23 protein-coding genes are annotated in these 25,551 nt (G+C 66.3%); 6 read left to right on the forward strand and 17 right to left on the reverse strand.

The features are described from left to right. Window positions 1–76 precede the first annotated feature (76 nt). From yczE to WCE59_RS08340, 3 genes are all read left to right on the forward strand, one after another. Window positions 77–709, forward strand: coding sequence for a membrane protein YczE (gene yczE, locus WCE59_RS08330; protein WP_343258284.1), 633 nt, complete (start codon window positions 77–79; stop codon window positions 707–709). A gap of 69 nt (window positions 710–778) precedes the next feature. Further along, complete coding sequence (locus WCE59_RS08335) at window positions 779–2,827, forward strand: NADPH-dependent 2,4-dienoyl-CoA reductase (RefSeq protein WP_343258285.1); 2,049 nt, start codon at window positions 779–781, stop codon at window positions 2,825–2,827. Window positions 2,828–3,116: 289 nt separating this feature from the next. Continuing rightward, window positions 3,117–3,572, forward strand: coding sequence for a cell wall hydrolase (locus WCE59_RS08340; protein ID WP_343258286.1), 456 nt, complete (start codon window positions 3,117–3,119; stop codon window positions 3,570–3,572). 53 nt (window positions 3,573–3,625) lie between these two features. Here the strand turns inward: WCE59_RS08340 and prpF are convergent, their stop codons facing one another. The 7 genes from prpF to prpB all read right to left on the reverse strand — a co-directional run bounded on the left by prpF (window position 3,626) and on the right by prpB (window position 10,815). Continuing rightward, complete coding sequence (prpF, locus tag WCE59_RS08345) at window positions 3,626–4,819, reverse strand: 2-methylaconitate cis-trans isomerase PrpF (RefSeq protein WP_343258287.1); 1,194 nt, start codon at window positions 4,817–4,819, stop codon at window positions 3,626–3,628. 12 nt (window positions 4,820–4,831) lie between these two features. Beyond that, window positions 4,832–5,131, reverse strand: a complete 300-nt coding sequence (locus WCE59_RS08350; RefSeq protein WP_343258288.1) for a type II toxin-antitoxin system RelE/ParE family toxin — start codon at window positions 5,129–5,131, stop codon at window positions 4,832–4,834. Then, window positions 5,128–5,397, reverse strand: coding sequence for a YlcI/YnfO family protein (locus tag WCE59_RS08355; RefSeq protein WP_343258289.1), 270 nt, complete (start codon window positions 5,395–5,397; stop codon window positions 5,128–5,130). Before WCE59_RS08355 ends, WCE59_RS08350 begins: the two co-directional genes overlap by 4 nt. Before the next feature lie 67 nt (window positions 5,398–5,464). Continuing rightward, window positions 5,465–6,094 (reverse strand): 2'-5' RNA ligase family protein, encoded by a 630-nt coding sequence (locus WCE59_RS08360; protein ID WP_343258290.1) that lies wholly within the window; start codon window positions 6,092–6,094, stop codon window positions 5,465–5,467. Then, a complete protein-coding gene (gene acnD / locus WCE59_RS08365) occupies window positions 6,094–8,700 on the reverse strand; it encodes a Fe/S-dependent 2-methylisocitrate dehydratase AcnD (protein ID WP_343258291.1) in 2,607 nt (868 codons plus the stop codon). The genes WCE59_RS08360 and acnD overlap by 1 nt, the downstream gene beginning before the upstream one ends. Before the next feature lie 38 nt (window positions 8,701–8,738). Continuing rightward, window positions 8,739–9,896 carry a bifunctional 2-methylcitrate synthase/citrate synthase gene (gene prpC, locus WCE59_RS08370; RefSeq protein WP_343258292.1) on the reverse strand — a complete coding sequence of 386 codons (1,158 nt, stop codon included), beginning with the start codon at window positions 9,894–9,896 and terminating at the stop codon, window positions 8,739–8,741. A 43-nt stretch (window positions 9,897–9,939) separates the two neighbouring features. After that, window positions 9,940–10,815 carry a methylisocitrate lyase gene (prpB, locus tag WCE59_RS08375; protein ID WP_343258293.1) on the reverse strand — a complete coding sequence of 292 codons (876 nt, stop codon included), beginning with the start codon at window positions 10,813–10,815 and terminating at the stop codon, window positions 9,940–9,942. Window positions 10,816–10,937: 122 nt separating this feature from the next. On the opposite strand from prpB, the gene WCE59_RS08380 reads away from it, so the two are divergent. Next, on the forward strand, window positions 10,938–12,191 hold the full coding sequence (locus WCE59_RS08380; protein ID WP_343258294.1) for a citrate synthase family protein: 1,254 nt from the start codon (window positions 10,938–10,940) through the stop codon (window positions 12,189–12,191). 54 nt (window positions 12,192–12,245) lie between these two features. Then, a complete protein-coding gene (locus tag WCE59_RS08385) occupies window positions 12,246–13,610 on the forward strand; it encodes a M14 family zinc carboxypeptidase (RefSeq protein ID WP_343258295.1) in 1,365 nt (454 codons plus the stop codon). 159 nt (window positions 13,611–13,769) lie between these two features. Here the strand turns inward: WCE59_RS08385 and prpE are convergent, their stop codons facing one another. From prpE to WCE59_RS08410, 5 genes are all read right to left on the reverse strand, one after another. After that, window positions 13,770–15,668, reverse strand: a complete 1,899-nt coding sequence (prpE, locus tag WCE59_RS08390) for a propionate--CoA ligase (RefSeq protein WP_343258297.1) — start codon at window positions 15,666–15,668, stop codon at window positions 13,770–13,772. 120 nt (window positions 15,669–15,788) lie between these two features. Continuing rightward, complete coding sequence (locus WCE59_RS08395) at window positions 15,789–16,775, reverse strand: malate dehydrogenase (protein WP_343258299.1); 987 nt, start codon at window positions 16,773–16,775, stop codon at window positions 15,789–15,791. Window positions 16,776–16,823: 48 nt separating this feature from the next. After that, entirely contained in the window at window positions 16,824–17,183 is a 360-nt protein-coding gene (locus WCE59_RS08400; RefSeq protein WP_343258300.1) for a glutaredoxin family protein, read from the reverse strand. A 13-nt stretch (window positions 17,184–17,196) separates the two neighbouring features. Then, complete coding sequence (locus WCE59_RS08405) at window positions 17,197–18,396, reverse strand: pyridoxal phosphate-dependent aminotransferase (RefSeq protein ID WP_343258344.1); 1,200 nt, start codon at window positions 18,394–18,396, stop codon at window positions 17,197–17,199. Window positions 18,397–18,543: 147 nt separating this feature from the next. After that, window positions 18,544–19,038 carry a peptidylprolyl isomerase gene (locus WCE59_RS08410; RefSeq protein ID WP_343258301.1) on the reverse strand — a complete coding sequence of 165 codons (495 nt, stop codon included), beginning with the start codon at window positions 19,036–19,038 and terminating at the stop codon, window positions 18,544–18,546. Between the two features lie 123 nt (window positions 19,039–19,161). On the opposite strand from WCE59_RS08410, the gene typA reads away from it, so the two are divergent. Continuing rightward, on the forward strand, window positions 19,162–21,009 hold the full coding sequence (gene typA, locus WCE59_RS08415; RefSeq protein WP_343258302.1) for a translational GTPase TypA: 1,848 nt from the start codon (window positions 19,162–19,164) through the stop codon (window positions 21,007–21,009). 48 nt (window positions 21,010–21,057) lie between these two features. Here the strand turns inward: typA and WCE59_RS08420 are convergent, their stop codons facing one another. From WCE59_RS08420 to rpsD, 5 genes are all read right to left on the reverse strand, one after another. Continuing rightward, entirely contained in the window at window positions 21,058–22,452 is a 1,395-nt protein-coding gene (locus WCE59_RS08420; RefSeq protein WP_343258303.1) for a class II 3-deoxy-7-phosphoheptulonate synthase, read from the reverse strand. 66 nt (window positions 22,453–22,518) lie between these two features. Further along, window positions 22,519–23,025, reverse strand: coding sequence for a disulfide bond formation protein B (locus WCE59_RS08425; protein WP_343258346.1), 507 nt, complete (start codon window positions 23,023–23,025; stop codon window positions 22,519–22,521). A 91-nt stretch (window positions 23,026–23,116) separates the two neighbouring features. Then, entirely contained in the window at window positions 23,117–23,503 is a 387-nt protein-coding gene (gene rplQ, locus WCE59_RS08430) for a 50S ribosomal protein L17 (RefSeq protein ID WP_343258304.1), read from the reverse strand. Window positions 23,504–23,731: 228 nt separating this feature from the next. Beyond that, window positions 23,732–24,730 (reverse strand): DNA-directed RNA polymerase subunit alpha, encoded by a 999-nt coding sequence (locus WCE59_RS08435; RefSeq protein ID WP_343258305.1) that lies wholly within the window; start codon window positions 24,728–24,730, stop codon window positions 23,732–23,734. A 177-nt stretch (window positions 24,731–24,907) separates the two neighbouring features. Continuing rightward, window positions 24,908–25,543 carry a 30S ribosomal protein S4 gene (rpsD, locus tag WCE59_RS08440; protein ID WP_343258306.1) on the reverse strand — a complete coding sequence of 212 codons (636 nt, stop codon included), beginning with the start codon at window positions 25,541–25,543 and terminating at the stop codon, window positions 24,908–24,910. Window positions 25,544–25,551 lie beyond the last annotated feature (8 nt).

Raw genomic sequence — 25,551 nt, forward strand, 5'->3', positions numbered from 1 at the left:
CCGACTCCAATACGGATTCGGTCCGATGCTCCCATACGCGGCGTCACCGCCATGCTCACAGGCTAAAATCGCCGCCATGTCTCCCCTGCTCCCCGAACGCGCGACCCGTCTGTTGCTGGGCCTGTTTCTGTATGGCATCGGCATCAGCATGATGGTGCGCGCCGGCATTGGCCTGGCTCCGTGGGACGTATTGAGCCAGGGCATTTCGATCCGTGCGGATATTCCGTTCGGGCTGGCCACGGTGCTGATCGGGGTCGGGGTGCTGGCCCTGTGGCTGCCACTGCGGGAAAGGTTCGGGATCGGCACGGTGCTCAATGCGCTGCTGATCGGTCCCAGCGCCCAGCTGGGCCTGTGGGCGATTCCCAATGCGCAGGGGCTGGTGGCACAGATCGCACTGTTTGCCGCGGGCCTGGTACTGCTGGCCGCCGCAACCGGACTGTATATCGGCGCCGGCTTCGGCTCTGGTCCCCGCGATGGCCTGATGACCGGCCTGCACCGCCGCACCGGCCGGCCCATCTGGATGGTGCGCACCCTGATCGAAGCCACTGTACTGGTGACAGGCTGGTGGCTGGGCGGCACGGTAGGCTGGGGAACCCTGGCGTTCGCTTGTCTGGTGGGCCCGCTGTGCGGCATGTTCCTGCCGATGTTTGCGATGACGCTGCCGGTCCGCGCCGCCTGCCCCGGTGAAGGCGCTCCCCCCGCCGACTAGCTTCCCGGCGGCTTGCCTGCCCGCCGCTTCCCCGGCACCCTGCTGGCTCCATACGCCTGCGTATCCGCCATGTCGCCTGCTGCTGCCCTGCCCGCTGCTACCTCCCCAAGCTACCCGCATCTGTTCGAACCGCTGGACCTGGGGTTCACCACCCTGCGCAACCGGGTGCTGATGGGCTCCATGCACACCGGGCTGGAAGACCGGCGCGGAGATTTCCCCAAGCTGGCCGCGTATTTCGCCGAGCGCGCCGCGGGCGGGGTGGGACTGATCGTCACCGGTGGGTTTTCGCCCAACGTGTCAGGGTGGTTGAAGCCGTTTGCCAGCCGTCTGTCCCGCCCCTGGCACGCCGGCAAGCACCGTGAGGTGACCCGGGCGGTCCATGACAATGGTGCAAAGATCTGCCTGCAGCTGCTGCACGCCGGCCGCTACGCCTATCACCCGCTGTCGGTCGCGCCTTCGCGGTTCAAATCACCGATCACGCCCTTTACACCGCGCGCCCTCTCCGGTCGCGGCGTGGAGCGCACCATCAGCGCCTACGTTACCGCCGCAAAGCTGGCCCGCGAGGCCGGCTATGACGGCGTGGAAATCATGGGCTCGGAAGGCTATCTGATCAACGAATTCGCCAGCGCGCGCACCAACCGGCGCGACGACCGCTGGGGCGGCCCGCTGGAACACCGCATGCGGTTCGCCACCGAGATCGTGGCCAGGGTGCGTGAAGCCTGCGCGGACGATTTCATCCTCATCTACCGCCAGTCGATGGCCGAGCTGGTGCCGGATGGCTCGCACTGGGAGGAGATCGTGACCCAGGCCCAGGCGGTTGAAGCCGCCGGGGCGACCATCCTCAATACCGGCATCGGCTGGCACGAATCGCGCGTGCCCACTATTGCCACCTCGGTACCGCGCGCCGTCTTCGCCGGAGTCACGGCAAAGATGCGCGCCTACGTGCGCCTACCGCTGGTGGCCAGCAACCGCATCAACATGCCCGACGTGGCCGAAACCGTGCTCTCTTCCGGTAGCGCCGACCTGGTGTCCATGGCCCGCCCGCTGCTGGCCGATCCGGAATGGGTCAACAAGGCGCGCGCAGGAAAGCCCCAGGCCATCAACACCTGCATTGCCTGCAACCAGGCCTGCCTGGACCATATTTTCCAGAACCGCACCGCCAGTTGCCTGGTCAATCCGCGCGCCTGCGCCGAGACGGAGCTGGTGTACGCACCCACCGCTGCGCCGCGCCGGATTGCGGTGGTCGGCGCCGGACCGGCCGGCCTGGCCTGCGCCACGGTGGCGGCGGAGCGCGGTCACCAGGTCACGCTGTTTGAAGCGGCGGCCGACATCGGCGGACAGTTCAAGCTGGCCATGCGGATCCCCGGCAAGGAAGAGTTCACCGAAACGCTGCGCTGGTTCCGTCATCGACTGGAAGAGACCGGCGTACAGGTGCGACTGTCCACCCGCGCGGATGCCGATGCCCTCGCCCACTTCGACGAGGTGGTACTGGCCACCGGCGTGGAGCCGCGGCAGGTGGAGTTGCCGGGCAGCGGGCACGACAAAGTTCTCAGCTACCTCGATGTATTGGAGCAGCGGGTCGTTCCCGGGCCGAGGGTGGCGATCATTGGCGCCGGGGGGATCGGATTCGACGTGGCTGAGTATCTTGTCCACGCAGGCCCCTCGCCCACCCTGGACCCCACCCTGTGGATGCGCGAATGGGGTGTGGATCCGGATTTCGCCAGTACCGGTGCGCTGGTTGAACCGCAGCCCGTGCCGCCGGCACGGCAGGTGTGGCTGCTGCAGCGCAGTCCCGGCCGCCTCGGCACCCGGCTGGGCAAGACCACCGGCTGGATCCACCGCGCCACATTGCGCAACAAGCAGGTCGAAATGCTGGGCGGGGTGGAATATCTGCACGTGGACAATAAAGGCCTGCACATCCGCGTGGACGGCACGACCCAGGTGTTGGAGGTGGACCACGTGGTGATCTGCGCCGGCCAGGAACCTCGCCGCGATCTGGTGGGTGCGCTGCGCTCCGCCGACATCCAACCGCACCTGATCGGTGGCGCCGATGTGGCCGCCGAACTGGATGCCAAGCGGGCAATCGACCAGGGCTGTCGGCTCGCTGCAAGGCTGTAAGTCAAGTTTTCGCGTTCAGGTTGAGTTCGGGAAACGCCCATTAAGGTTCGCGCAGTCCGGAGGGGGCCCCTGCCTCCACGGTCGATCCGCCGCGATCCTGAATACGGGATGCGCCGGATCGGGGCAACAAAAGCGCCATAGAGCCGCTGCCCTTGTCGCGAATCGTTCGCGAGCGTCCGGTCAGATCCGGGTGCGCCCATTCGCCATGCCGGATCCGGTCATCGGTTGCCACCGCCCATCAGGGCAGCAGCCGCGATCGCCAGCGCAACGAAGCAAGGAGATACAACGAATGACACTGGGCTGGATCCTCTGGTTCGCCACGCTGCTCCCGCAGCCTGCGGCCGACTCGCTCTGTCTTGGCACCACCGTGTACCTGGAAGCCCGCAATCAGTCCGTGCTCGGCCAGCAGGCCGTCGCCGAGGTGGCCCTGCGCCGCCAGGACAGCGGTCTGTGGGGTGATTCGATGTGTGAAGTGGTCACCGCACGCAAGCAGTTCGCCCCGGGCATTGTTTCCCCGGGCATGCGCCTGACCAATCCGCAGGCGTGGGCACATTCGCTGAACCTGGCCATCGAATCCGAACGCAACTGGGCCCTGCCCCCGGGTCGGCGCGAAGAACTGGTGCCCGGCGCCAGCCACTTCCTCGCCCACAACATCGCATCGCCCAACTGGCGCAATGCGCCGCAGGTGGCGGTGATCGACGATCACACCTTCCTCAAGGTGCAGAACCTCGCACCGCGGACATAAGCCGAACCGACAGGCTTACCCGTAGGTCGGGGCTACGCCCCCGACGCCACGAATCAAGCTTCCAGCGTGTCCGCCGGCACCCGCACCATGCCTTCCATCAGCACCCGTGCGCTGCGGCTCATCACCGCCTTGGTGACGCCCCACTGGCCGTCCTGCTGGCACACTTCAGCACCGACCCCCAGCGCGCCCGAGGGATGCCCGAACCGGACCGCAGTGCGCTCCCCGCCGCCGGCGGCCAGGTTCACCAGCGTTCCGGGCACTGCGGCGGCAGTAGCAATGGCCACCGCGCAGGTACCCATCATGGCGTGGTGCAGCTTGCCCATCGACATCGCCCGCACGTTGAGGTCGATATCGGTGCCGGCGATGGCCTTGCCGCTGCTGGCCAGGTAATCGGCCGGCGGAGCCACAAAGGCCACCTTTGGCGTGTGCTGGCGGGTAGCGGCTTCTTCAGGCCGGCTGATCAGTCCCATGCGCAGCGCACCGGCCACGCGGATCGCCTCCAGCTTGGTCAGCGCCGCCGGATGTTCATTGATGGCCGGCTGCAGCTCGGTGCCCGTGTAGCCGATGTCGGCGGCGTTGACGAACACCGTCGGGATGCCCGCGCTGATCATGGTGACCTGCAAGGGGCCCACGCCCGGCACTTCCAGCGTGTCCACCAGGTTTCCGGTCGGGAACATCGACCCGCCGTCACCGTCATCGTCGGACGGATCCATGAACTCCAGCACGATCTCGGCGGCCGGGAAGGTCACCCCGTCCAGGTCGAAATCGCCGGTTTCCTGTACCTGCCCGCGCACAATTGGCACGTGGCAGACGATGGTCTTGCCGATATTGGCCTGCCATACCCGCACCGCGAAACTGCCGTTCTCCGGCAGGCGCGCCGGGTCGATGAAGCCGTTGGCAATCGCGAACGGTCCCACCGCGGTGCTGAGGTTGCCGCAATTGCCCGACCAGTCGACGAAGGCGGTATCGATCGATACCTGACCATATAGATAGTCCACGTCGTGATCCGGACGGGTGGACTTCGAAATGATCACGCACTTGCTGGTCGACGAGGTCGCCCCGCCCATGCCGTCGGTGTGCTTGCCGTAGGGATCGGGCGAGCCGATCACCCGCATCAGCAGCGCGTCGCGCGCCGGGCCCGGCAGGCGTGCGGCTTCGGGCAGGTCTTCAAGGCGGAAGAACACGCCCTTGGAGGTGCCGCCACGCAGGTAGGTGGCGGGGATGCGGAGCTGGGGAAAGTGGCTCATGGCTTCATGGACTCAGTGGTAATCGTCTTCGCGCTGGTGGCGCACGGCAAGGATGGTAACGGTGGTGCTGTCTTCGATTTCGAACAGGGCGATATAGCCGGAGTCCCCAAACGGGATGAGCATTTCGCGCAGAAACGGGTTGGCGTCGTCCAGCTTGCGGCAGGCAAACGGCATCTCGGTCAGGAACGCGTAGCCGCGCTCGATCGCCGCCTGTGCGCGCAAGGCCGAGGCGTAGTCCACGGGTGCGAGATGATCCAGCAGGTGCTCGAGGTCCTGCTGCGCGCCTTCACTGATCCGGACGTGGAAACTCACTGGCTGCCGGGCTTGTGCTTGGCCAGGATGTCATCCAGCGCCGCCAGCGACTCCTGCGCGGTGAAGTAGACCCCAGTGCGCTTGCCCTCTTCACGCGCGGCCAGACCGCGGGCGATGAATTCGGCCTGCATGCGGCGTCGGTTCACTTCCTCACGCAGCGTCTTCTCCATGAAGCTCGACAGGCTCTCGTCCTCGTGGAGCACGGACTCGGCGGCTTGGCGCAGCTCGGGGGTAACCCGAAGAGACGGCAGGCTGGCGGTTTTCATGGGGCTCTCCAGTGCATTGCATATGCAGCGCATAGCCTAGCACCCACCACCAGCGGTGGCGCGACCCTCAGAACAGGCTGGGCTGGCTGGCAGTCATCACCGGCGGGCCGAGCTGCCAGCGCCCCAGCGTGTCATAGCGATACGGGTGGCCGCCTCCCCAAACCAGTTCAAAGGCGTCCACCCGCCAGTCCAATGGCGGGATGGACTGGGTTGACGGCATGGTGCCGTCAAAGCCGTAGCTCAACGTGGCGTGCGGTGAATGTCCCCCGCCCTGCGGCAGACCCTCAGCGGCGACGGCGGCGTTGATTGCCTCTACCAGTTGGGCGAACTCGGAACACCGGCCCCGCTGGCGCACTTCGGCATTGAAGCTTCCGCGCTGGTTGCGCGCAGTCCTGATCTGGTCAAGCGTCAGGGTGAAGCCGGGGACTTGCACCTGCCCGCCGGCGGCCATCAGCCGTTCCCGCACCCACGGCAGATCGGCATAGCGATCCGACACCGACTGGTGCCACAGCTCTTGGGGGAACAGGGTTCCGCCCAGCTTGGCTTTGAGCCCGGCTTCCTCAATGATTCCGTCCAGCGTGGAGGCCACGCCGCGCGCCAGCCGCACAAGAAAAAGCAGCCGCGGGCCACGGCCGGGCCACCAGGCTTCGTCCGAGGCCGTCTGGGCCTCCGATCCGCCTGGCAGCCGTTCAAACATCAGGCGTTGCCCGCCAGGAAATCCTGCGCAAACCGCTGCAGCACGCCACCGGCGCTGTACACCTGCGCGTCCTCGTCGGAATCCAGGCGGCAGGTGACCGGCACTTCCACCCGCTCGCCGTCGCGGCGGTTGATCACCAGGGTCAGGGTGGCGCCGGGAGCAGGTTCGCCGAGCACGTCGAAGGTTTCCGTGCCAGCAATGCCAAGGGTCAGGCGCGTGGTGCCCGGCTGGAACTCCAGCGGCAGCACACCCATGCCCACCAGGTTGGTGCGGTGGATGCGTTCGAAGCCCTCGGCCACGATTACTTCCACCCCGGCCAGGCGCACGCCCTTGGCGGCCCAGTCGCGGCTGGAACCCTGACCGTAGTCGGCGCCGGCAATGATGACCAGCGGCTGCTTGCGCTCCATGTAGGTTTCGATCGCCTCCCACATGCGCGTGACCTCGCCTTCCGGCTCGATCCGGGCCAGCGAACCCTGGCGGACTTCGCCACTCTCATCGCGCACCATCTCGTTGAGCAGTTTCGGATTGGCGAAGGTGGCGCGCTGCGCGGTCAGGTGATCGCCGCGATGAGTGGCGTAGGAATTGAAGTCCTCCTCGGGCACGCCCATCTTGGCCAGGTATTCGCCGGCGGCGCTGCTGGCCATGATCGCGTTGGATGGCGAGAGGTGGTCGGTGGTGATGTTGTCGCCCAGCACCGCAAGCGCGCGCATGCCGGTCATCGTGCGATCGCCGGCCAGCGCGCCTTCCCAGTAAGGCGGGCGGCGGATGTAGGTGCTCATCGGGCGCCAGTCGTACAGCGGCTCCACGCGGGTGCCATCATCCACGGCCAGGCGGAACATGGGCTCGTAGACGCGGCGGAACTGCTCGGGCTTGACGCTGGCCTTGACCACCGCGTCGATCTCCTCGTCGCTCGGCCAGAGGTCCTTCAGTCGCACCTCGTTGCCATCGGCATCCACGCCCAGCACGTCCTTCTCGATGTCAAAACGCACCGTGCCGGCGATGGCGTAGGCGATCACCAGCGGCGGCGAGGCCAGGAAGGCCTGCTTGGCGTAAGGATGGATGCGCCCGTCGAAATTGCGGTTGCCCGACAGCACTGCGACTGCGTACAGGTCGCGGTCGATCACTTCCTGCTGGATCGCGGGATCCAGGGCGCCGGACATGCCGTTGCAGGTGGTGCAGGCGAAACCAACGATGCCAAAGCCCAGCTGCTCCAGTTCGGGCAGCAGCCCTGCTTCTTCCAGGTACAGCTGCACAGCGCGCGAACCCGGCGCCAGCGAGGTCTTCACCCACGGCTTGCGGGTCAGGCCGCGGGCGTTGGCGTTGCGCGCCAGCAGCGCAGCGGCAATCACGTTGCGCGGGTTGGAGGTATTGGTGCAGCTGGTGATGGCGGCGATGATCACCGCGCCATCGGGTAGCAGGCCCTGTGCTTCCTGCTCGCGAACGGTGGTGAGGTCGGTGGCGATGCCGCGCTCGGCCAGGTCACTGACCGGCAGGCGGCGGTGCGGGTTGGACGGCCCCGCCATGTTGCGCACCACGCTGGACAGGTCAAAGTGCAGCGTGCGCGCGTACTCGGCATCAGCCAGGTCCGAAACCCACAGGCCGGCGGTCTTCGCGTAGTTCTCCACCAGTGAAATCTGTTCCTCGGTACGCCCGGTCAGGCGCAGGTAGTCGAGGGTGTTGTCGTCGATGAAGAACATCGCCGCGGTGGCGCCGTACTCGGGCGCCATGTTGGAAATGGTGGCGCGGTCACCAATGGTCAGCGCCGCTGCACCCTCGCCACGGAACTCAAGGTACGCACCGACCACCTTCTGCTGGCGCAGGAATTCAGTCAGGGCCAGCACGATATCGGTCGCGGTGATGCCCGGCTGCGGCTTGCCGCTCAGCTCCACGGCAACCATCTCCGGCGTGCGCATCCACGAGGCACGCCCAAGCATCACGCTCTCGGCCTCCAGCCCACCCACGCCGATCGCCACCACGCCCAGCGCATCCACGTGCGGGGTGTGGCTGTCGGTGCCCACGCAGGTATCGGGGAACGCGACCCCGTCGTCCACGTAGATCACCGGCGACATCTTCTCCAGATTGATCTGGTGCATGATCCCGTTGCCCGGCGGGATCACATCCACGTTCTTGAACGCCAGCTTGGTCCAGTCGATGAAGTGGAAACGATCGGCGTTGCGCCGGTCTTCGATCTCGCGATTGGTGGTGAACGCATTCGGATCGAAGCCGCCGCATTCAACCGCCAGCGAGTGGTCAACGATCAGCTGCACCGGCACCACCGGATTGACCTTGGCCGGGTCGCCACCGGCATCGGCGATCGCATCGCGCAGGCCGGCCAGGTCCACCAGCGCGGTCTGGCCAAGGATGTCGTGGCAGACCACGCGTGCCGGAAACCAGGGGAAATCCAGGTCGCGGCGGCGTTCGATCAGCTGCTCCAGGAACGCATCCCGCATCTCCGGGTCAGCGCGGCGCACGATGTTCTCGGCGTGCACGCGGGCGGTGTACGGCAGCGTGGCCCACGCACCGGCACGGACGGCTTCCACCGCCTCGCGGGCGTCGTACCACTGCAGATCGGTTCCGGGGAGGGGCTTGCGGTATTGGGTGTTCATCGTTGCTCGCTGGCTGTTGCTGTGGGGCGTGGCGCGCGTTACGAACGCTGGTCGATCGGCACGAAATCCAGATCTTCCGGCCCGGTGTAGTTGGCGCTGGGGCGGATGATCTTGCCGTCGATGCGCTGCTCGATCACGTGCGCGCTCCAGCCGGCGGTGCGGGCAATCACGAACAGCGGGGTGAACATGGCCGTGGGCACGCCCATCATGTGGTAGCTCACCGCACTGAACCAATCCAGGTTCGGGAACATCTTCTTGGCGTCCAGCATGGTCGATTCCAGACGCTCGGCGATGTCGTACATCTTCATGCTGCCCTGCTCTTCCGACAGCTCGCGCGCAACAGTCTTGATCACCTCATTGCGCGGATCGCTCACCGTATAGACCGGGTGGCCAAAGCCGATGACCACTTCCTTGCGCCCCACCCGCTCGCGGATGTCGGCCTCGGCCTCGTCCGGAGTTTCGTAGCGCTTCTGCACCTCGAACGCGACCTCATTGGCGCCGCCGTGCTTGGGCCCGCGCAGCGCGCCGATGCCGCCGGCAATGCACGAGTGCATGTCGCTACCGGTGCCGGCAATGACCCGGCAGGTGAAGGTGCTGGCGTTGAACTCGTGCTCGGCGTAGAGGATCAGCGAGGTGTGCATCGCCTTGACCCAGGACTCCGGCGCCGGCTCACCGTGCAGCAGCTGCAGGAAGTGGCCACCGATCGAGTCGTCGTCGGTCTCGACATCAATGACCTTGCCGTTGTGGCTGTAGTGGTACCAGTACAGCAGCATCGAGCCCAGGCTTGCCATCAGCTTGTCGGCAATGTCGCGCGCGCCCGGGTGGTTGTGGTCGTCCTTTTCCGGCTGCACGCAGCCCAGAGCCGACACGGCGGTGCGCATCACATCCATCGGATGGGCGGAAGGCGGCATTTCCTCCAGCACGGCCTTCACTGCGGCGGGGATGCCGCGCAGCGACTTCAGCTTGGCCTTGTAGGCACGCAGTTCGGCGGCGTTGGGCAGCTTGCCGTGTACCAGCAGGTGGGCGATTTCCTCGAACTCGCTGGTCCGGGCCAGGTCCAGGATGTCGTAGCCGCGATAGTGCAGATCGTTGCCGGTACGGCCGACCGTGCACAGCGCGGTGTTGCCGGCGGCGGTACCGGACAGGGCGACGGACTTCTTCGGCTTGAAGGCGGGGGCTTGGGTGGTTTCGGTCATTTCGGGTCTCCGGAATCGAATGTGTCGGGGGCGTAGCCCCGACCTACTTGTAGAGAGCGTCGAGGCGCTGTTCGAAGGCGTGGTAACCGATGCGGTCGTACAGCTCTTCGCGGGTCTGCATGTCGTCCACCACGGCCTTCTGGTGGCCGTCGCGGCGCACGGCGGTGTACACGGATTCGGCGGCCTTGTTGGCGGCGCGGAACGCGGACAGCGGGAACAGCTGGATCGCCACGCCGGCCGAAGCCAGCTCGTCGCGCGAAAACAGCGGGGTAGCGCCGAACTCGGTGATGTTGGCCAGTACCGGCACCTTCACCGCATCAACGAATTTGCGGTAGGTGTCCAGGTCATGCGCGGCCTCGGCGAAGATGCCGTCAGCGCCGGCCTCAACGCAGGCCAGCGCGCGCTCGATCGCCGCGTCCACACCTTCCACCTGGATCGCATCGGTGCGCGCGATCAGGAAGAAATCCGGATCCGTCTTCGCATCCGCGGCGGCCTTGATCCGGTCCACCATCTCGCCCTGCGACACGATCTCCTTGCCCGGCCGGTGACCGCAGCGCTTGGCGCCCACCTGGTCCTCGATATGGCAGGCGGCGGCGCCGGCCTTGATCAGCGAGCGCACGGTGCGCTCGATGTTGAAGGCGCTGGGACCAAATCCGGTGTCGATATCCACCATCAGCGGCAGATCACACACGTCGGTGATGCGGCGGGTGTCGATCAGCACGTCTTCCAGCGTGTTGATGCCCAGATCCGGCATGCCCAGCGAACCCGCGGCGACGCCGCCGCCGGACAGGTAGATCGCGCGGAAGCCGGCGCGCTCGGCCAGCAGGGCGTGGTTGGCGTTGATCGCGCCGATGACCTGCAGCGGGGATTCTTCGGCAAGGGCGGCGCGGAAGCGTGCGCCGGGGGAAACTTTGCTCATCTCGGATACTCCAGCGGATGCGGATCGCGGGAGGCACCCGGGCAGGGCCTTGCGCGACGGGGAACAGGCTCTCACCAATCAACCTGTTGATCAATCTTGACCACTTGAATCAATATGTCGCCATGGACGACGAATTCATTCCTGCCGCCCAGGCCTGCGAACTGCTGGGCATCACCCCCGCCACGCTGTACGCCTACGTCAGCCGCGGACTGGTGCAGTCGCGGCCCGGCGCCGATCACCGCAGTCGGGCATATCGCCGCAGCGACGTGGACAAGCTGCTGCAGCGCAAGCGCGCAGGCCGCGGCGCGGCGCGAGGGGCCGCGCAAAGCCTGGATCGAGGCCTGCCGGTGATGGAAACGCGCATTTCGCTGATCCGCGCGGACGGCCCCTACTACCGCGGGCGTTCGGCGGTGGCGCTGGCCGGCGGAGGGGCCACGCTCGAGGACACGGCGCGGCTGCTGTGGGAGTGCGGCAACGAGGATCCCTTCGCACGCCGACTGGAACCCGAGTGGCCGGGCACCGTGCGCGCCGTGGCCGGCGATGCCCGCCTGCCACCGCTGGAGCGGGCGATGGCGGCGATCCCGCTGCTGGCGCTCGAAGTCCGTCACTCGTTCAGCTCATCGGGCACGGTGCGGCGCGAAATCGCCGCCACCCTGCTGCGTCAGAACGCGGCGCTGGTGGCCGGCGTGGCCCCGGCCAACGCGCCGGTACACCTGCTGCTGGCCCGCCACTGGAAGCCACGTGATCCGCGCTTCGCTGAAATGGTGCGCGCGGCGCTGGTGCTGTGCGCCGACCACGAACTCAACGTGTCAGCGTTCGCCGCTCGGGTGGTGGCCTCCACCGGTGCCCACCTGCACGCCACCGTGTGCACCGGGCTGTCGGCCCTGTCCGGACCGCGCCACGGCGGCGCCACCGCGCGCGCCCACGCGCTGATCGGCGAGGCGCTTGCCGCGCCCTCCCCCGGCGCCCACGTCGCGGCGCGCTGGGGGCGCGGCGACGATCTGCCCGGCTTCGGCCATGCGCTGTACCCGGACGGGGACCCGCGCGCGGCGGCGCTGCTGGAAATGCTGCGCGACGCACGCGGGCGGAGTCCGGCGATGCGGGGGCTGGAACAGGTCATCAGCGCTGCCGAAGACGCCAGCGGCCAGCGTCCGAACATCGACCTGCTGCTGGCAGCGCTGTGCCATGCGCACGGATTGCCGGCCGCGCCGGCGCTGGTGATGTTTGCCGCCGGGCGCCTGGCCGGATGGCTTGCCCACGCGCTGGAGCAGCAGGCGTCGGACATGCTGATCCGCCCGCGCGCCCGCTATGTCGGCGAGCAGCCTGCGGCAGGCGACGGCACTTCCACGGAGCAGGGCGGCGCCGCGATCGATTGACATGCCGCCAGTCGACCGCGAGGCTCGGTCATCCCCGCCCGACCGGACTGCAGCATGCGCCTTTCCCGTTTCCTGATTGTCGGCCTGTTTGCACTGTGCGTGCCGGCCCTTGCCGCTTGTGCCACGACGCCTGCGCACGTGCCCGGCACCGCTACACAGTCCACGACTGCGCCGTCCCCGATGCCCTCGCCTCCCACGTGGCTGGACGCGCTGGAGCGCACGTATCCGGATGCGATCCGCGTTGCCGGCCTTGAACAGCGGACCTTCGCGCCGGAGCACTGGTGGCAGGTGGCGGACCCGCTGCTGTCGGCGGAAGCCGGCTTCCAGGTCGAGCGGATCGGCACAAGCGCCGAAGGCCGTCCGCTGCGCCACGTGCAGTGGGGCGAAGGCGATACCCGGGTGCTGCTGTGGTCGCAGATGCACGGCGACGAAAGCACCGCCACCATGGCGTTGGCGGACCTGTTCCAGTTCCTTGGCGCACACCCGGAGCATCCGCTGGTCGAAAGGCTGCGCGAAGGCACCACCCTGCACTTCTTTCCGCTGGTCAATCCAGACGGCGCGGCGCGCTTCCAGCGACGCAACGCGCATGGCATCGATATCAATCGCGACGCACGCGCCCTGGCGACGCCGGAGGGTCGGGCTTTGAAGGCGCTGCGCGATCGGATCGAGCCGAAGTTCGGCTTCAACCTGCACGACCAGCGCCCCGGCTACCGCGCTGGCGACAGCGACCGCGGCGTGGCGATCGCCCTGCTGGCCCCGCCTTTCGACCATGCACGCGGCATCAACCCGGTGCGCCAGCGCGCGATGGAAGTCGCGGCGGTGATGCGGGTGGCGCTGGAGCCGCGGATCGCCGGCCACATGGGCCGATGGGACGACACCTTCAACCCACGCGCCTTCGGCGACATGATGACTGCCTGGGGCACCAGCACGGTGCTGGTCGAATCTGGCGGAATCGAAGGCGACCCGGAGAAGCAGGCGGTGCGGCGGCTGAACTTCCTGGGCCTGGCCGCGGCGCTGGATTCCATTGCCAGCGGCGAATACGCCGGCACACCGACAGAGTTCTACAGCGATCTGCCGGAAAACGGCCGCGTGTGGCCGGACATGCTGGTCTCCGGCGCCACGCTCGTTCTTCCCGGCACGGAACCGGCGCGTGCGGACGTGCTGGTCAACTTCGAGCACTCGCTGGCCGGACGTGGTGGCACCATCAACGATGTGGGCGACCTGGCCGACGTCAGCGCGCGCAGCCTGATCGACGCCAGCGGGCTGTACATCATCCCGCTAACCGACTCCGCCAAGGGAAAGCCAGCCGCGATGAGCGCCCGCTCCCCGGCGCGCTTCGTACTCAGCCGTGACCCCGAAGGCAGCGACGTGGTCTGGACCCTGGACGAGGACATCGACCCCGCCCATCCCCACCCCTGACCGGAAGCAGTAGGAGCGCGCCATGCGCGCGAAGCCGCGTGAATTCTGGTTTGTGGCGAAGCGTCGGATGCGGTGTCGCGGCCGGAACCACGGAGCGTGAATCGATGTCACGCGGCTTCGCGCGCATGGCGCGCTCCTACAGAAAGACTGGCCCAAGGCTCAGCCTTCGGGCTCGCGTCCCTCGGCAATCGCCCGGCGCGCATCCTCCAGCGCGCCCGGATCATCCAGCGTCGACAGGTCGCCCGGATCGCGGTTCTCCGCCAGCGCCTGCAGCGAGCGGCGCAGCAGCTTGCCCGAGCGGGTCTTGGGCAGCGCGTTGACCACGTACACCTTGGCCGGCCGCGCCACCGCGCCCAGCTGCCTGGTCACCGCCTGCAGCATCTGTTCGGCGATCTCTGCGTTGGAGTGACCGTCGCCCTGCTGCTTGAACGTGGTAAACACCACCGGCACCTGCCCCTTGAGCTCGTCATGCACGCCGATTACCGCCGCCTCGGCCACCGCCGGATGGCTCGACACCGCCTCCTCGATCTCGCGCGTGCCCAGCCGGTGCCCGGCCACGTTGATCACATCGTCGGTGCGGCCGAGGATGAAAGCGTAGCCGTCCTCGTCGCGGATCGCCCAGTCCAGCGAGCTGTAGAGCAGCTCGTTGAAATGGCTGAAATAGCTGGCGATGAAGCGCTCGTCGTTGCGCCACACCGTGCTCATGCAGCCCGGTGGCAGGGGCGGCTGGATCACCAGCACGCCCTTCTCGCCGGCCGGCGCATCTTCGCCGGTGGCCTCGTTGATCACCCGCAGTCTGTAGCCAAGGTTCGGCAGGCCTGGCGAGCCGAGCTTGACCGGCTTCATGTCCAGCCCAGGCATCAAGGTGAGCACCGGCCAGCCGGTCTCCGTCTGCCAGTAGTTGTCGATCACCGGCTTGCCGAGCACATCGGAGATCCAGCGCGCGGTCGGCTCGTCCAGCGGCTCGCCAGCCAGGAACAGGTGCTCCAGCTTCGACAGGTCGCGATCGGTGATGTACGACGTGTCGAACTTCTTCAGCACCCGCAGCGCGGTGGGCGCGGAGAACATCGTGCGCACGCCGTACTGTTCGCACAGCTTCCACCAGATCCCGGGGTCCGGCCGGATCGGCAGCCCTTCGTAGATGATCGAGGTGGCGCCAGCGATCAGCGGCCCGTAGACGTTGTAGGAGTGCCCCACCACCCAGCCGATGTCGGAGGTGGAGAACATCACCTGGCCGGGCCGGATGTCGTAGACCGCCCACATCGACAGCGCCAGGGCCACCGCGTATCCCCCGACGTCGCGCTGCACGCCCTTGGGCGTGCCGGTGGTCCCGGAGGTATAGAGGATGTAACTGGGCTCGTTGGACTCCAGCCACTGCACCGGCACCTGCGCGTCCTCGTGATCGCGTCGCAGCGCCGCGTAGTCGAGGTCGCGGCCCTCCTGCATCGGCACCTCGCCGGCCAGCCCGCGACTGAACACCAGCACGTGCGCTGGCGGGTGCTTCGAGCGGGCCAGCGCTTCGTCCACCAGCGGCTTGAAGGGGATGACCTTGCCGCCGCGGCTGCCGGCATCGGCGCAGACCAGCACCTTCGGCTCGGCGTCGTCGATCCGCAGCGCCAGGTTCTTCGAGGCGAAGCCGCCGAACACCACCGAGTGGATCGCGCCGATGCGCGCGCAGGCCAGCATCGCGACGATTGCGTCAACTGTATGTGGCATGTAGATCACCACCCGGTCGCCGTTGCCCACGCCCAGCGAGCCCAGCACCGCGGCGAACACGTTCACCTCGCGATGCAGCTCGCGGTAGCTCAGCTCGCGGATGCTGTCGATCTCCGTCGAGTAGCCCACCAGCGCCAGCTGGTCGCCGCGCTCGTCGAGATGCCGGTCGACCGCGTTGTAACAGAGGTTGGTCTCGCCGCCGACGAACCATTTGCGGAACGGCGGATTGGAGTAATCGAGGATCTTCTCCGGCGCCTTGTGCCAGTGGATGGCCTTGGCCTGCTCGGCCCAGAATGCCTCCGGCTCCTCTACCGAACGCCGGTAAACGTCTTCGTAGCGCATGCCAGCCTGCCCTCCCGAGCGGTTTCCCCCAAGGCTAGGGCCGCGGACGCGCGAGGGCGCTAAGACATTGGTCTTACCGCGGTGCCGCGCCAGCCGGGCGCGGCACCGGGTCAGGACGGATCAGCCCAGCAGGTGCTCCACGCCGGCGCGCTCTTCCTCCAGCTCGGCCAGGGTCTTGTCGATGTACTTCTGGCTGAAGTCGTCGATCGGCAGGTCCTTCACCATCGTGTACTCGCCGTTTTCAGTGGTCACCGGGAAACCGAAGATCACACCCTCGGGGATGCCGTAGCTGCCGTCGGACGGCACGCCCATGGTCACCCACTTGCCGTTCGAACCCAGCACCCAGTCGCGCACGTGGTCGATGGCGGCGTTGGCGGCCGAAGCGGCAGAAGACAGGCCGCGCGCCTCGATGATCGCTGCGCCGCGCTTGCCCACGGTAGGGATGAAGGTATCGGCGTTCCACTGCTGGTCGTTGATGGCGTCGGCAATCGAAGCACCCTCAGCGGTGGCGAAGCGGTAGTCCGGGTACATGGTCGGGCTGTGGTTGCCCCACACGATCAGCTTTTCGATGCCGCCCACCGGCCTGTCCAGCTTGGTGGCCAGCTGGCTCAGCGCGCGGTTATGATCCAGGCGCAGCATGGCGGTGAAGTTCTTCGCCTTCAGGTCCGGCGCCGACTTCATCGCGATGTAGGCGTTGGTGTTGGCCGGGTTGCCGACCACCAGCACCTTGACGTCGCGGCTGGCGACCTTGTTCAGCGCCGCGCCCTGGGCGGTGAAGATCTTCGCGTTCTCCAGCAGCAGGTCCTTGCGCTCCATGCCCGGGCCGCGCGGACGCGCGCCGACCAGCAGGGCGATGTCGGCGTCCTTGAACGCGACTTCCGGATCATCGGTGCCAACCATGCCGGCCAGCAGCGGGAAGGCGCAGTCTTCCAGTTCCATCATCACGCCCTTCAGCGCGGCCTGGGCCTTGTCGATCGGCAGCTCCAGCATCTGCAGGATCACCGGCTGGTCCTTGCCCAGCATTTCGCCGGAAGCGATGCGGAACAGCAGGGCGTAGCCGATCTGGCCAGCGGCGCCGGTAACGGCAACTCGGACGGGCGTTTTCATGGGTAGTTCCTCTTCATGCATGTTCGTGCGTGGGGTTGCGGGCATCGCTCAGTAAACGCGGTAACCCAACGGGGACAGCTTTTCATCCAGGGCAGCCACGTTGTAGCCGCGCACCAGGTCCTGGCCGATGATCGTCACTGGCACGGTCCGGGCGCCGACCGCGCGCATGGCCCGGCCGCCCTCTTCGGTATCCACATCCAGGATGCGGTAGCGCACGTTGGCGCTGGAAAACTCGGCCTGCTGTTTGCGGCAGTAGCCGCACCAGTCGGCCGCCAGCATCACGATCCGGTCATTGCCGGTACCGTGGCGCGGATCGTCCGGATGCAGCTCCGCCGCTCCGGACCCATTGCGAAAGTGCAGGATGCCGCCGATGAGCGCGACCACGGCCAGGATCCACAGCGCGCGCATCAACCTGCCTGCCTCAAGCCAGCTCGGCGAAAAATTCGCCGATCCGTTCCAGTCCCGATGCCAGCTGAGGCGTCGGGCAGGTATAGCTGATCCGCATGCTGCGCGGCTCGCCAAACGCCGAGCCCGGCACGCAGGCGACGGCCTTGGACTCGAGCAGCGCGGTGCAGAAATCAACGTCGTTTTCGATCCGCGTGCCGTTGTGCGATTTGCCGAACGCCACGCTGATATCAGGGAACACGTAGAACGCGCCCTGCGGCCGCGGGCAGACCACGCCGGGGATCGCGGCCAGCGCGTCCAACACCTGGTCGCGCTTGGCCTGGAACTCCTCGCGCTTGGCGTCCGGCACGTCCTGCGGGCCGGACAGCGCCGCGATCGCGGCGGCGGCGGCCACCTCGGGCAGGCCGGTGATGTGGTTGGAGTTGAGCGTGGCCACGGCCTGGGCCACCACTTCCGGACCGGCCATCAGGCCCACGCGCCAGCCGGGCATGCCCCAGGTCTTGGACAGCGAATCGAGGAAAATCACCCGGTCGCGCAGCTCCGGTCGTGCCTGGACGAAGTTGTGGTAGCCGACGCCGTCAAACACCATCCGATTGTAGATGTCGTCGGTGATGATCCAGGTTTCCGGGTGCTTGACGAGCACGTCGGCAAGCGCCGAGATCTCCTCCCGGGTATAGACCATGCCGGTCGGGTTGGAAGGGTTGTTGAACAGGAACACCTTCGGCTTCTGCGCCAGCGCCTCATCCAGCTGGGCCGGCGTGAGCTTGTAATCCTGTTCGGGCGGGCACGGCAGCAGCTGCACCTTCGCATTGACGATCTCGGCAATGTCCAGGTAGCTGGTCCAGTACGGGGTCGGGAAGGCAATGCCGTCGCCTTCATCCAGCAGTGCCTCGGCCAGGTTGTGGATGAGGTGCTTGGCGCCGATGCCGGTCGCGCAGTTGGCGCGGGTGTAGCCGGTCAGGCCCAGCGCTTCGATATGACCGAGGAACGCATCGAGCAGCGCATCGGAGCCGCGGTTGCTGCCGTACTGGCCGGAGTCGTTGTCGATCGCGGCGTGGGCGGCGGCGTACACATGTTCGCCGGGCAGGAAGTTGGGAACACCGATGGAGAAATTGATGACATCGCGGCCTTCCGCCTTCAGCCGGTTGGCCTTCTGGGCCACCTGCATGATGGCGCTGGGGCGGGCGCGACTGATGCGCCTGGCAAGCGTGGGCATTGCTGACACTTTGTAAGCGCTCCTGACCTGGTGGAAACCGCCGATTTTATCACCGCAGGACCGAGGCCGTAGGAGCGTCCAACCCGCAGGAGCCCCCAGGCCGCAGGAGCGCGCCGGCCCGAACAGGCCGGCGCTGTCGAACCTGGCTCAGGCTGCCAGGACCTTGTTCCACTCAGCGACACGGTCGGCCTTGGCGGCCAGCACGGCATCCGCATCGCCTTCGATCTTGACCGAGGTGATGGCGTCGCCCTGCTTGATCGCATCCACCACATCCAGGCCTTCAACGACCTTGCCGAATACGGTGTGCTTGCCATCCAGCCAGTCGGTCTTGATATGGGTGATGAAGAACTGGCTGCCGTTGGTGCTCGGCCCGGCGTTGGCCATCGACAGCACGCCGCGCTCGTGCGGCACGCCGTTATCGGTTTCATCCTCGAACCGGTAGCCCGGGCCACCGGTACCGGTGCCCTGGGGGCAACCGCCCTGGACCATGAAATCGGCAATCACGCGATGGAAGTTCAGGCCGTCGTAGAAGCCTTTCTTCGCCAGGTTGACGAAGTTGGCGACGGTCAGCGGGGCCTTGTCGGCCAGCAGCTCGATCTTGATCTGGCCGCGGTCGGTATCGAACAGGGCGTGCAGGGACATGTGGATTTTCCTTCTGGACAGGTGAGGAGGGGTCAAGCGCGCTATAATACCCGGCTAACCCCTGTCCTTTCCCGCGCCTGCCTGCCATGGCACCAGGGTGCGGCCTGCCCGATGCCCAAATCCATGTCAGTCGAACGCCTCCGCAATATTGCCATCGTCGCCCACGTCGACCATGGAAAAACCACCCTTGTCGACCAGCTTCTGCGCAAGTCGGGCACGTTCGACGAACGCACCATCGTCCCCGACCGGGTGATGGACAGCGGCGATATCGAAAAAGAGCGCGGGATCACCATCCTCGCCAAAAACACCGCGATCCGCTGGACCCATCCGGAAACCGGTGAAGTCTGGCGCATCAACATCGTCGACACCCCCGGACACGCCGACTTCGGCGGCGAAGTCGAGCGCGTGCTGTCAATGGTCGACTCGGTGCTGGTGCTGGTGGACGCGATGGACGGGCCGATGCCGCAGACCCGCTTCGTCACCCAGAAGGCCTTCGCGATGGGCTTCAAGCCGATCGTGGTGGTCAACAAGGTGGATCGGCCGGGCGCGCGTCCGAGCTGGGTGCTCGACCAGACCTTCGACCTGTTCGATCGCCTGGGCGCCACCGATGAGCAGCTGGACTTTCCGGTGATCTACGCCTCCGGCCTGCAGGGCTATGCGGGCCTGGAAGACACCGTACGCAGCGGCGACATGACCCCGCTGTTCGAGGCGATCACCCGCCATGTTCCGCCGCCGCCGGTGGATCCGGAAGGCCCGTTCCAGATGCGCGTGACCACGCTGGACTACAACAGCTACGTGGGCGTGATCGGCGTGGGCCGGATCCAGCGCGGCAAGGTCAAGACCAACCAGCAGGTGACCGTGATCGCCGCCGATGGCATCACCCGCAACGCCAAGGTGATGCAGGTGCTGGGCTTCATGGGACTGGAGCGGGTCGAGGTGCAGGAAGCCAGCGCCGGCGACATCATCGCCTTCTCCGGCATCGACAACCTCGGCATCTCCGACACGCTGTGCGATCCGTCGGCAGTGGAGCAGCTGCCGGTACTGGCGGTGGATGAGCCCACCATCTCCATGACCTTCCAGGTCAACGATTCGCCGTTCGCGGGGGTCAAGGACCGTTCCGGCGGAAAGTTCCTGACTTCGCGCCAGCTGCGCGACCGCCTGATCCGCGAAACCCGCCACAACGTGGCGCTGCGGGTTGAAGATACCGCCGACGCCGACCGGTTCACGGTCTCCGGCCGCGGCGAGCTGCACCTGTCCATCCTGATCGAAACCATGCGCCGCGAAGGATACGAGCTGGCGGTGTCGCGTCCGGAAGTGATCCTGCGCGAAGTCGATGGCGTGACCGAAGAGCCTTACGAGGCGCTGGTCGCCGACGTGGACGAGGAGCACCAGGGCAACGTGATGGGTCGTCTGGGCGAGCGCAAGGCCGTGCTGCAGAACCTGGAACCCGACGGTAAGGGCCGCGTGCGGCTTGAGTTCATCATTCCCGCACGTGGGCTCATCGGCTTCCAGACCGAGTTCAAGACCATCACCTCGGGCACCGGCATGCTGTTCCACGTGTTCGATCACTACGGACCGAGGTCCGATGCGGATATCGGCCAGCGTAGCAACGGCGTGCTGATCTCCAATGGCACCGGCCCGTCTCCGGCCTACGCACAGATGGCGATGCAGGAGCGCGGACGGCTGTTCATCGAGCCCGGCGAAGAGATCTACGAGGGTCAGGTGATCGGCATCCACTCCAAGGACAACGATCTGACCGTCAACGCGCTGCGCGGCAAGCAGCTGACCAACTTCCGCGCCACCGGCAAGGATGATGACGAAGGCCTGGTGCCGCCGGTCAAGTTCTCGCTGGAGCAGGCGCTGGAGTTCATCGATGACGATGAACTGGTCGAAGTCACCCCGAACCAGATCCGGCTGCGCAAGAAGCACCGCACCGAAGTGGACCGCAAGCGCGCCAGCCGCTCGTCCTGAACTGACCTGACCTGACTTGTGACCCAGCCGGCTTCTGCCGGCTGGGAGTCACGCCGTTGCCGGCGCTCCCAGCGAGGCCTGCTTGCGACCGATCAGCATCGCTGTTTCCAGCGCCTGCTCGTAGTTCAGCCGCGGATCGACCGATGAGCGATAAGCCCGGCTGAGATCCATATCGGTCAGCTCGCGGGCACCGCCCGTGCATTCGGTAACGTCTTCGCCGGTCAGTTCCAGATGCACGCCGCCCAGGCGCGTACCTGCAGCCGCGTGGATGTCGAACGACTGCTCGATCTCGCTGCGGATGTTATGGAAACGCCGGGTCTTGTAGCCGTTGCTGCTGGCTTCGGTATTGCCGTGCATGGGGTCACACACCCACAGCACGCGGCGACCGTCACGGCGGATCGCGTCCAGCAACGGCGGCAGCTTCTCACCGATGTGCGCGGCGCCCATCCGGTGGATCAGGCTCAGGCGCCCGGGCTCGTCATCGGGATTGAGCACGTCGATCAGCTTGCGCAGCTGGTCGGGGGTCACTGATGGCCCCACCTTCACCGCAATCGGATTGCGGATCCCACGCAAGTACTCGACATGCGCACCCTCCAACGCGCAGGTGCGCATGCCGATCCAGGGGTAGTGGGTGCTGAGGTTGAACCAGCCCCATTGGCGCGGCACCTGACGGGTTTGTGCCTCCTCGTAGGGCAGCAGCAAAGCCTCGTGCGAGGTATAGAAATCCACCCGCTTCAGCTCGTGCACCTGGGTTCCCACCAGCGTTTCCATGAAACGCACCGAATCGCCCAGGCCATTGACCATGCGCTGGTATTCCTCGGCCAGCGGCGAATCGCCCACCCACTCCAGACCCCAGTATTCGGGGTGGTGCAGATCGGCAAAGCCACCGTCGATCAGCGAGCGGATGAAGTTCATGGTCATGGCCGAGCGTGCATGCGCCTTGACCATGCGCCGCGGATCCGGCGTGCGCGCGGCCGCGGTGAAGTCCGGCCCGTTGACGATGTCGCCGCGGTAGCTCGGCAGCACCACGCCATCGCGGGTCTCGGTATCGGTGGAGCGCGGCTTGGCGTACTGGCCGGCGAAGCGCCCTACCCTCACCACCGGCATGCGCATGCCGTGCACCAGCACCAGGCTCATCTGCAGCAGCACCTTGAGCCGGTTTGAAATCACTTCCGAGCTGCAGTCGCTGAAATTCTCGGCACAATCGCCGCCCTGAAGCAGGAACCGCCGCCCTTCCTGGGCTTCGGCAAGCTGCTGCTTGAGGCTGAGGATTTCCCAGGAAGTCACCAGCGGCGGCAGCGCGGCCAGCTCCCCCTGCACGTCGGCCAGCTCATCCGCATCAGGATACGTCGGCAGCTGCAGGGCCGGTCGACCGCGCCAGCTGTCCGGCCCCCATTCGGCGGGCATGTTCACGGCACGGAGGGAGCGTTCTGGCTGGGTCATTGGCAACTACCTGTAGCGGTCCGCCATCATGACAGATTGTTGCAACGCGTCAATTTGCAGCGACGCCTATCGGCTGCGGCTGAAACCCGCGTACAACGCCCATGCTCCGAGCAGCACAAACCAGGCCAACGCCCACATCGGCATGGAAAGGCCAAGAAAGCTCCAATCCATCGTGCCGCAGTCACCAGTCCCGGTGAGAACCCGACGAATCAGGTGGCCGGTAGACAGAGTGTCGCGCAGGAAATCCAGTGGCGGACCACAGGCGGGAATCGGCGGAGGAAACAGCTGCAGCCACACATGACGAGCGGAAATCGCAACGCCTGAACCCGCCGCGATCGCAGCGAGCAATGACCAGACGCGCCGGCCCCAGGGCGCCCGTGGTGCGAAAACCCCGGCAGCCAGCAGAACCACACCCAGGCCGACAAACGCCAACCGCTGGAAGATGCACAGCGGACACGGATCCAGCCCCCACTGCAGCTGCGAAAAGATCGCGAATCCGACCAGCGCGAAACAAATCGCGGCGGCGACCAGCATCTGGATCCGGAAACGGGAGCGGGGTGTGTTCTTGCTCATTGGCAGGACCGTTGCTGAGGCAGCGCAAGATAGCAAAAACCCCGACACGTGGGTCGGGGTTTCTGGATTCGATCAGGTAACGAGCACTAGATCAGTCGTCGTCGCCGGCAACATCAGCCTGCGGACGGTCAACCAGCTCAACGTAGGCCATCGGCGCATTGTCACCCGCACGGAAGCCGCACTTGAGGATGCGCAGGTAGCCGCCCGGACGCGCCTGGTAGCGCGGGCCAAGGGTGGTGAACAGATTGCCCACGGCTTCCTTGTCGCGCAGACGCGCAAACGCCAGACGACGGTTGGCAACGCTGTCGACCTTGGCCAGGGTGATCAGCGGCTCGGCGACGCGGCGCAGTTCCTTGGCCTTGGGCAGGGTGGTCTTGATCAGTTCGTGCTTGAACAGGGACGCGGCCATGTTCTTGAACATCGCCTGGCGATGGGCGCTGGTGCGGCTGAACTTGCGGCCGGATTTCTGATGGCGCATGTGTGTGCTTCCTTAGTGAGTGTTGAAACGCTGGATTTCGCTGTCGCCTTCCTGGCGTTGGAACATGGACTGCGGATGGTCCTGACCGGCGTCCTTCGCCGGCGTTGGTCGCGGCCTTGGGCCGTCGACGCTGTGTACTGTTGCAACTGAATGGCTCCGGAGAGCCCCGCCCGGCCATGCTGACCGGGCGTTTCGAGCGCGCGAGCCACGTGGCTCGCAACCGCTTTCTCAGCCCAGCATGCCGTGGCTGTTGAGGCCCGGCGGCGGCCAGTTCTCAAGCTTCATGCCGAGCGACAGGCCACGCTGCGCCAGCACTTCCTTGATCTCGGTGAGCGACTTCTTGCCCAGGTTCGGGGTCTTGAGCAGCTCCACCTCGGTCTTCTGGATCAGATCACCGATGTAGTAGATGCTCTCCGCCTTCAGGCAGTTGGCCGAACGCACGGTCAGCTCCAGATCATCGATCGGACGCAGCAGCAGCGGATCCACACCGGCCGGCTGCGGCTTGCTTGCGCCGCGGTCACGGTTGGTGAAGTCGCCGAACACCGACAGCTGATCGGTGAGGATGTCGGCGGCGGTGCGCACGGCTTCCTCGGCATCGATCGTGCCGTTGGTTTCAATATCCAGAACCAGCTTGTCCAGGTCGGTGCGCTGCTCGACGCGTGCCGCTTCAACCTCGTACGCCACGCGGCGCACCGGGGAGAACGACGCATCCAGCATCAGACGACCGATCGTGCGGGTCTCTTCGTCCGGGTGGCGGCGGGCCGCTGCCGGCTGGTAACCGAAGCCGCGCTCGACTTTCAGCTGCATGTTGATCGACGCATCCTTGGTCAGGTTGCAGATCACGTGGTCGGGGTTGAGCACCTCGACGTTGTGGTCGAGCTTGATGTCACCGGCGGTCACAACGCCCGGACCAGACTTGCTGAGGGCCAGCGTGGAAGACTCACCCGTGCCCATCCGGATGGCGACATCCTTCAGGTTCAGCAGGACTTCAAGCACGTCTTCCTGCAGGCCTTCGATGGCACTGTATTCGTGCAGGACGCCGTCGATCTCGACCTCGGTGATCGCAAAGCCGGGGATGGACGAAAGCAGCACGCGGCGCAGCGCGTTGCCAAGCGTATGCCCGTATCCACGCTCCAACGGCTCGATCACGACCTTGGCGCGATTGCCGTTCAGGCGCTCGATCTGCGGGGCGCGGGGGCGCAGGACCTGGTTGGCGGTAACCGTCATGTTATTGGCTTCTCCTGCAATGGCTCACCGGCGGGAACCGGTAGTTGATTGCCTTGGCGTTTGCATTTGGGGCCCCCTTTTTTCAAGAGGGCGGCCGATGCGCGTAGCGCACCGGCCTGGTGGTGTGGGCATCTGCATGTTCCACGGAGCGCGAAGGCTCCGCAGATCAGGCGGCCCTTACTTCGAGTACAGCTCGACGATCAATGCTTCGTTGATGTCGGGCGGCAGATCGCCGCGATCCGGCACCGCCTTGAACACACCGCTGAACTTCTTGGCGTCAACTTCGACCCAGCCCGGCGAGAGATCCATCTGCGCGGAAACGTCAAGCGCTTCCTGCACGCGCATCTGCTTCTGGGCCTTCTCGGTCAGGGCAATTGCGTCGCCAGCCTTCACCTGGAAGGACGGCAGGTTGACGATCTGACCGTTTACGGTCACGCCGCGGTGCGACACCAGCTGGCGGGCCGACGGACGGGTCACCGCAAAGCCCATGCGGTAGACGACGTTGTCCAGACGGGTTTCCAGCGCCTGCAGCAGGTTCTCGCCGGTGTTGCCCTTCTTGGTCGAAGCCTTCTTGTAGTAGTTGCGGAACTGACGCTCCAGCAGGCCGTAGATACGCTTGACCTTCTGCTTTTCGCGCAGCTGGTTGGCGTAGTCGGACAGCTTGCTGCGACGGGCGCCGGTACCGGCACCGTGCTGGCCAGGCTTCTGATCCAGCTTGCACTTGGAATCAAGCGCGCGGGTGGGGCTCTTCAGGCCCAGATCGACGCCTTCGCGACGGGCGAGCTTACAGGTAGGACCGATGTAACGTGCCATTTCTTATC

Source organism: Luteimonas qiangzhengi (assembly GCF_039548515.1).
GTDB lineage: Bacteria > Pseudomonadota > Gammaproteobacteria > Xanthomonadales > Xanthomonadaceae > Luteimonas.

Excerpts from the sequence above, each read along its gene's own strand:
- yczE (WP_343258284.1), top strand. The coding sequence starts at position 77 with ATGTCTCCCCTGCTCCCCGAACGCGCGACCCGTCTGTTGCTGGGCCTG.
- WCE59_RS08335 (WP_343258285.1), top strand. The coding sequence starts at position 779 with ATGTCGCCTGCTGCTGCCCTGCCCGCTGCTACCTCCCCAAGCTACCCG.
- WCE59_RS08340 (WP_343258286.1), top strand. The coding sequence starts at position 3,117 with ATGACACTGGGCTGGATCCTCTGGTTCGCCACGCTGCTCCCGCAGCCT.
- prpF (WP_343258287.1), bottom strand. The coding sequence starts at position 4,819 with ATGAGCCACTTTCCCCAGCTCCGCATCCCCGCCACCTACCTGCGTGGC.
- WCE59_RS08355 (WP_343258289.1), bottom strand. The coding sequence starts at position 5,397 with ATGAAAACCGCCAGCCTGCCGTCTCTTCGGGTTACCCCCGAGCTGCGC.
- WCE59_RS08360 (WP_343258290.1), bottom strand. The coding sequence starts at position 6,094 with ATGTTTGAACGGCTGCCAGGCGGATCGGAGGCCCAGACGGCCTCGGAC.
- acnD (WP_343258291.1), bottom strand. The coding sequence starts at position 8,700 with ATGAACACCCAATACCGCAAGCCCCTCCCCGGAACCGATCTGCAGTGG.
- prpC (WP_343258292.1), bottom strand. The coding sequence starts at position 9,896 with ATGACCGAAACCACCCAAGCCCCCGCCTTCAAGCCGAAGAAGTCCGTC.
- prpB (WP_343258293.1), bottom strand. The coding sequence starts at position 10,815 with ATGAGCAAAGTTTCCCCCGGCGCACGCTTCCGCGCCGCCCTTGCCGAA.
- WCE59_RS08380 (WP_343258294.1), top strand. The coding sequence starts at position 10,938 with ATGGACGACGAATTCATTCCTGCCGCCCAGGCCTGCGAACTGCTGGGC.
- WCE59_RS08385 (WP_343258295.1), top strand. The coding sequence starts at position 12,246 with ATGCGCCTTTCCCGTTTCCTGATTGTCGGCCTGTTTGCACTGTGCGTG.
- prpE (WP_343258297.1), bottom strand. The coding sequence starts at position 15,668 with ATGCGCTACGAAGACGTTTACCGGCGTTCGGTAGAGGAGCCGGAGGCA.
- WCE59_RS08395 (WP_343258299.1), bottom strand. The coding sequence starts at position 16,775 with ATGAAAACGCCCGTCCGAGTTGCCGTTACCGGCGCCGCTGGCCAGATC.
- WCE59_RS08400 (WP_343258300.1), bottom strand. The coding sequence starts at position 17,183 with ATGCGCGCGCTGTGGATCCTGGCCGTGGTCGCGCTCATCGGCGGCATC.
- WCE59_RS08405 (WP_343258344.1), bottom strand. The coding sequence starts at position 18,396 with ATGCCCACGCTTGCCAGGCGCATCAGTCGCGCCCGCCCCAGCGCCATC.
- WCE59_RS08410 (WP_343258301.1), bottom strand. The coding sequence starts at position 19,038 with ATGTCCCTGCACGCCCTGTTCGATACCGACCGCGGCCAGATCAAGATC.
- typA (WP_343258302.1), top strand. The coding sequence starts at position 19,162 with ATGTCAGTCGAACGCCTCCGCAATATTGCCATCGTCGCCCACGTCGAC.
- WCE59_RS08420 (WP_343258303.1), bottom strand. The coding sequence starts at position 22,452 with ATGACCCAGCCAGAACGCTCCCTCCGTGCCGTGAACATGCCCGCCGAA.
- WCE59_RS08425 (WP_343258346.1), bottom strand. The coding sequence starts at position 23,025 with ATGAGCAAGAACACACCCCGCTCCCGTTTCCGGATCCAGATGCTGGTC.
- rplQ (WP_343258304.1), bottom strand. The coding sequence starts at position 23,503 with ATGCGCCATCAGAAATCCGGCCGCAAGTTCAGCCGCACCAGCGCCCAT.
- WCE59_RS08435 (WP_343258305.1), bottom strand. The coding sequence starts at position 24,730 with ATGACGGTTACCGCCAACCAGGTCCTGCGCCCCCGCGCCCCGCAGATC.
- rpsD (WP_343258306.1), bottom strand. The coding sequence starts at position 25,543 with ATGGCACGTTACATCGGTCCTACCTGTAAGCTCGCCCGTCGCGAAGGC.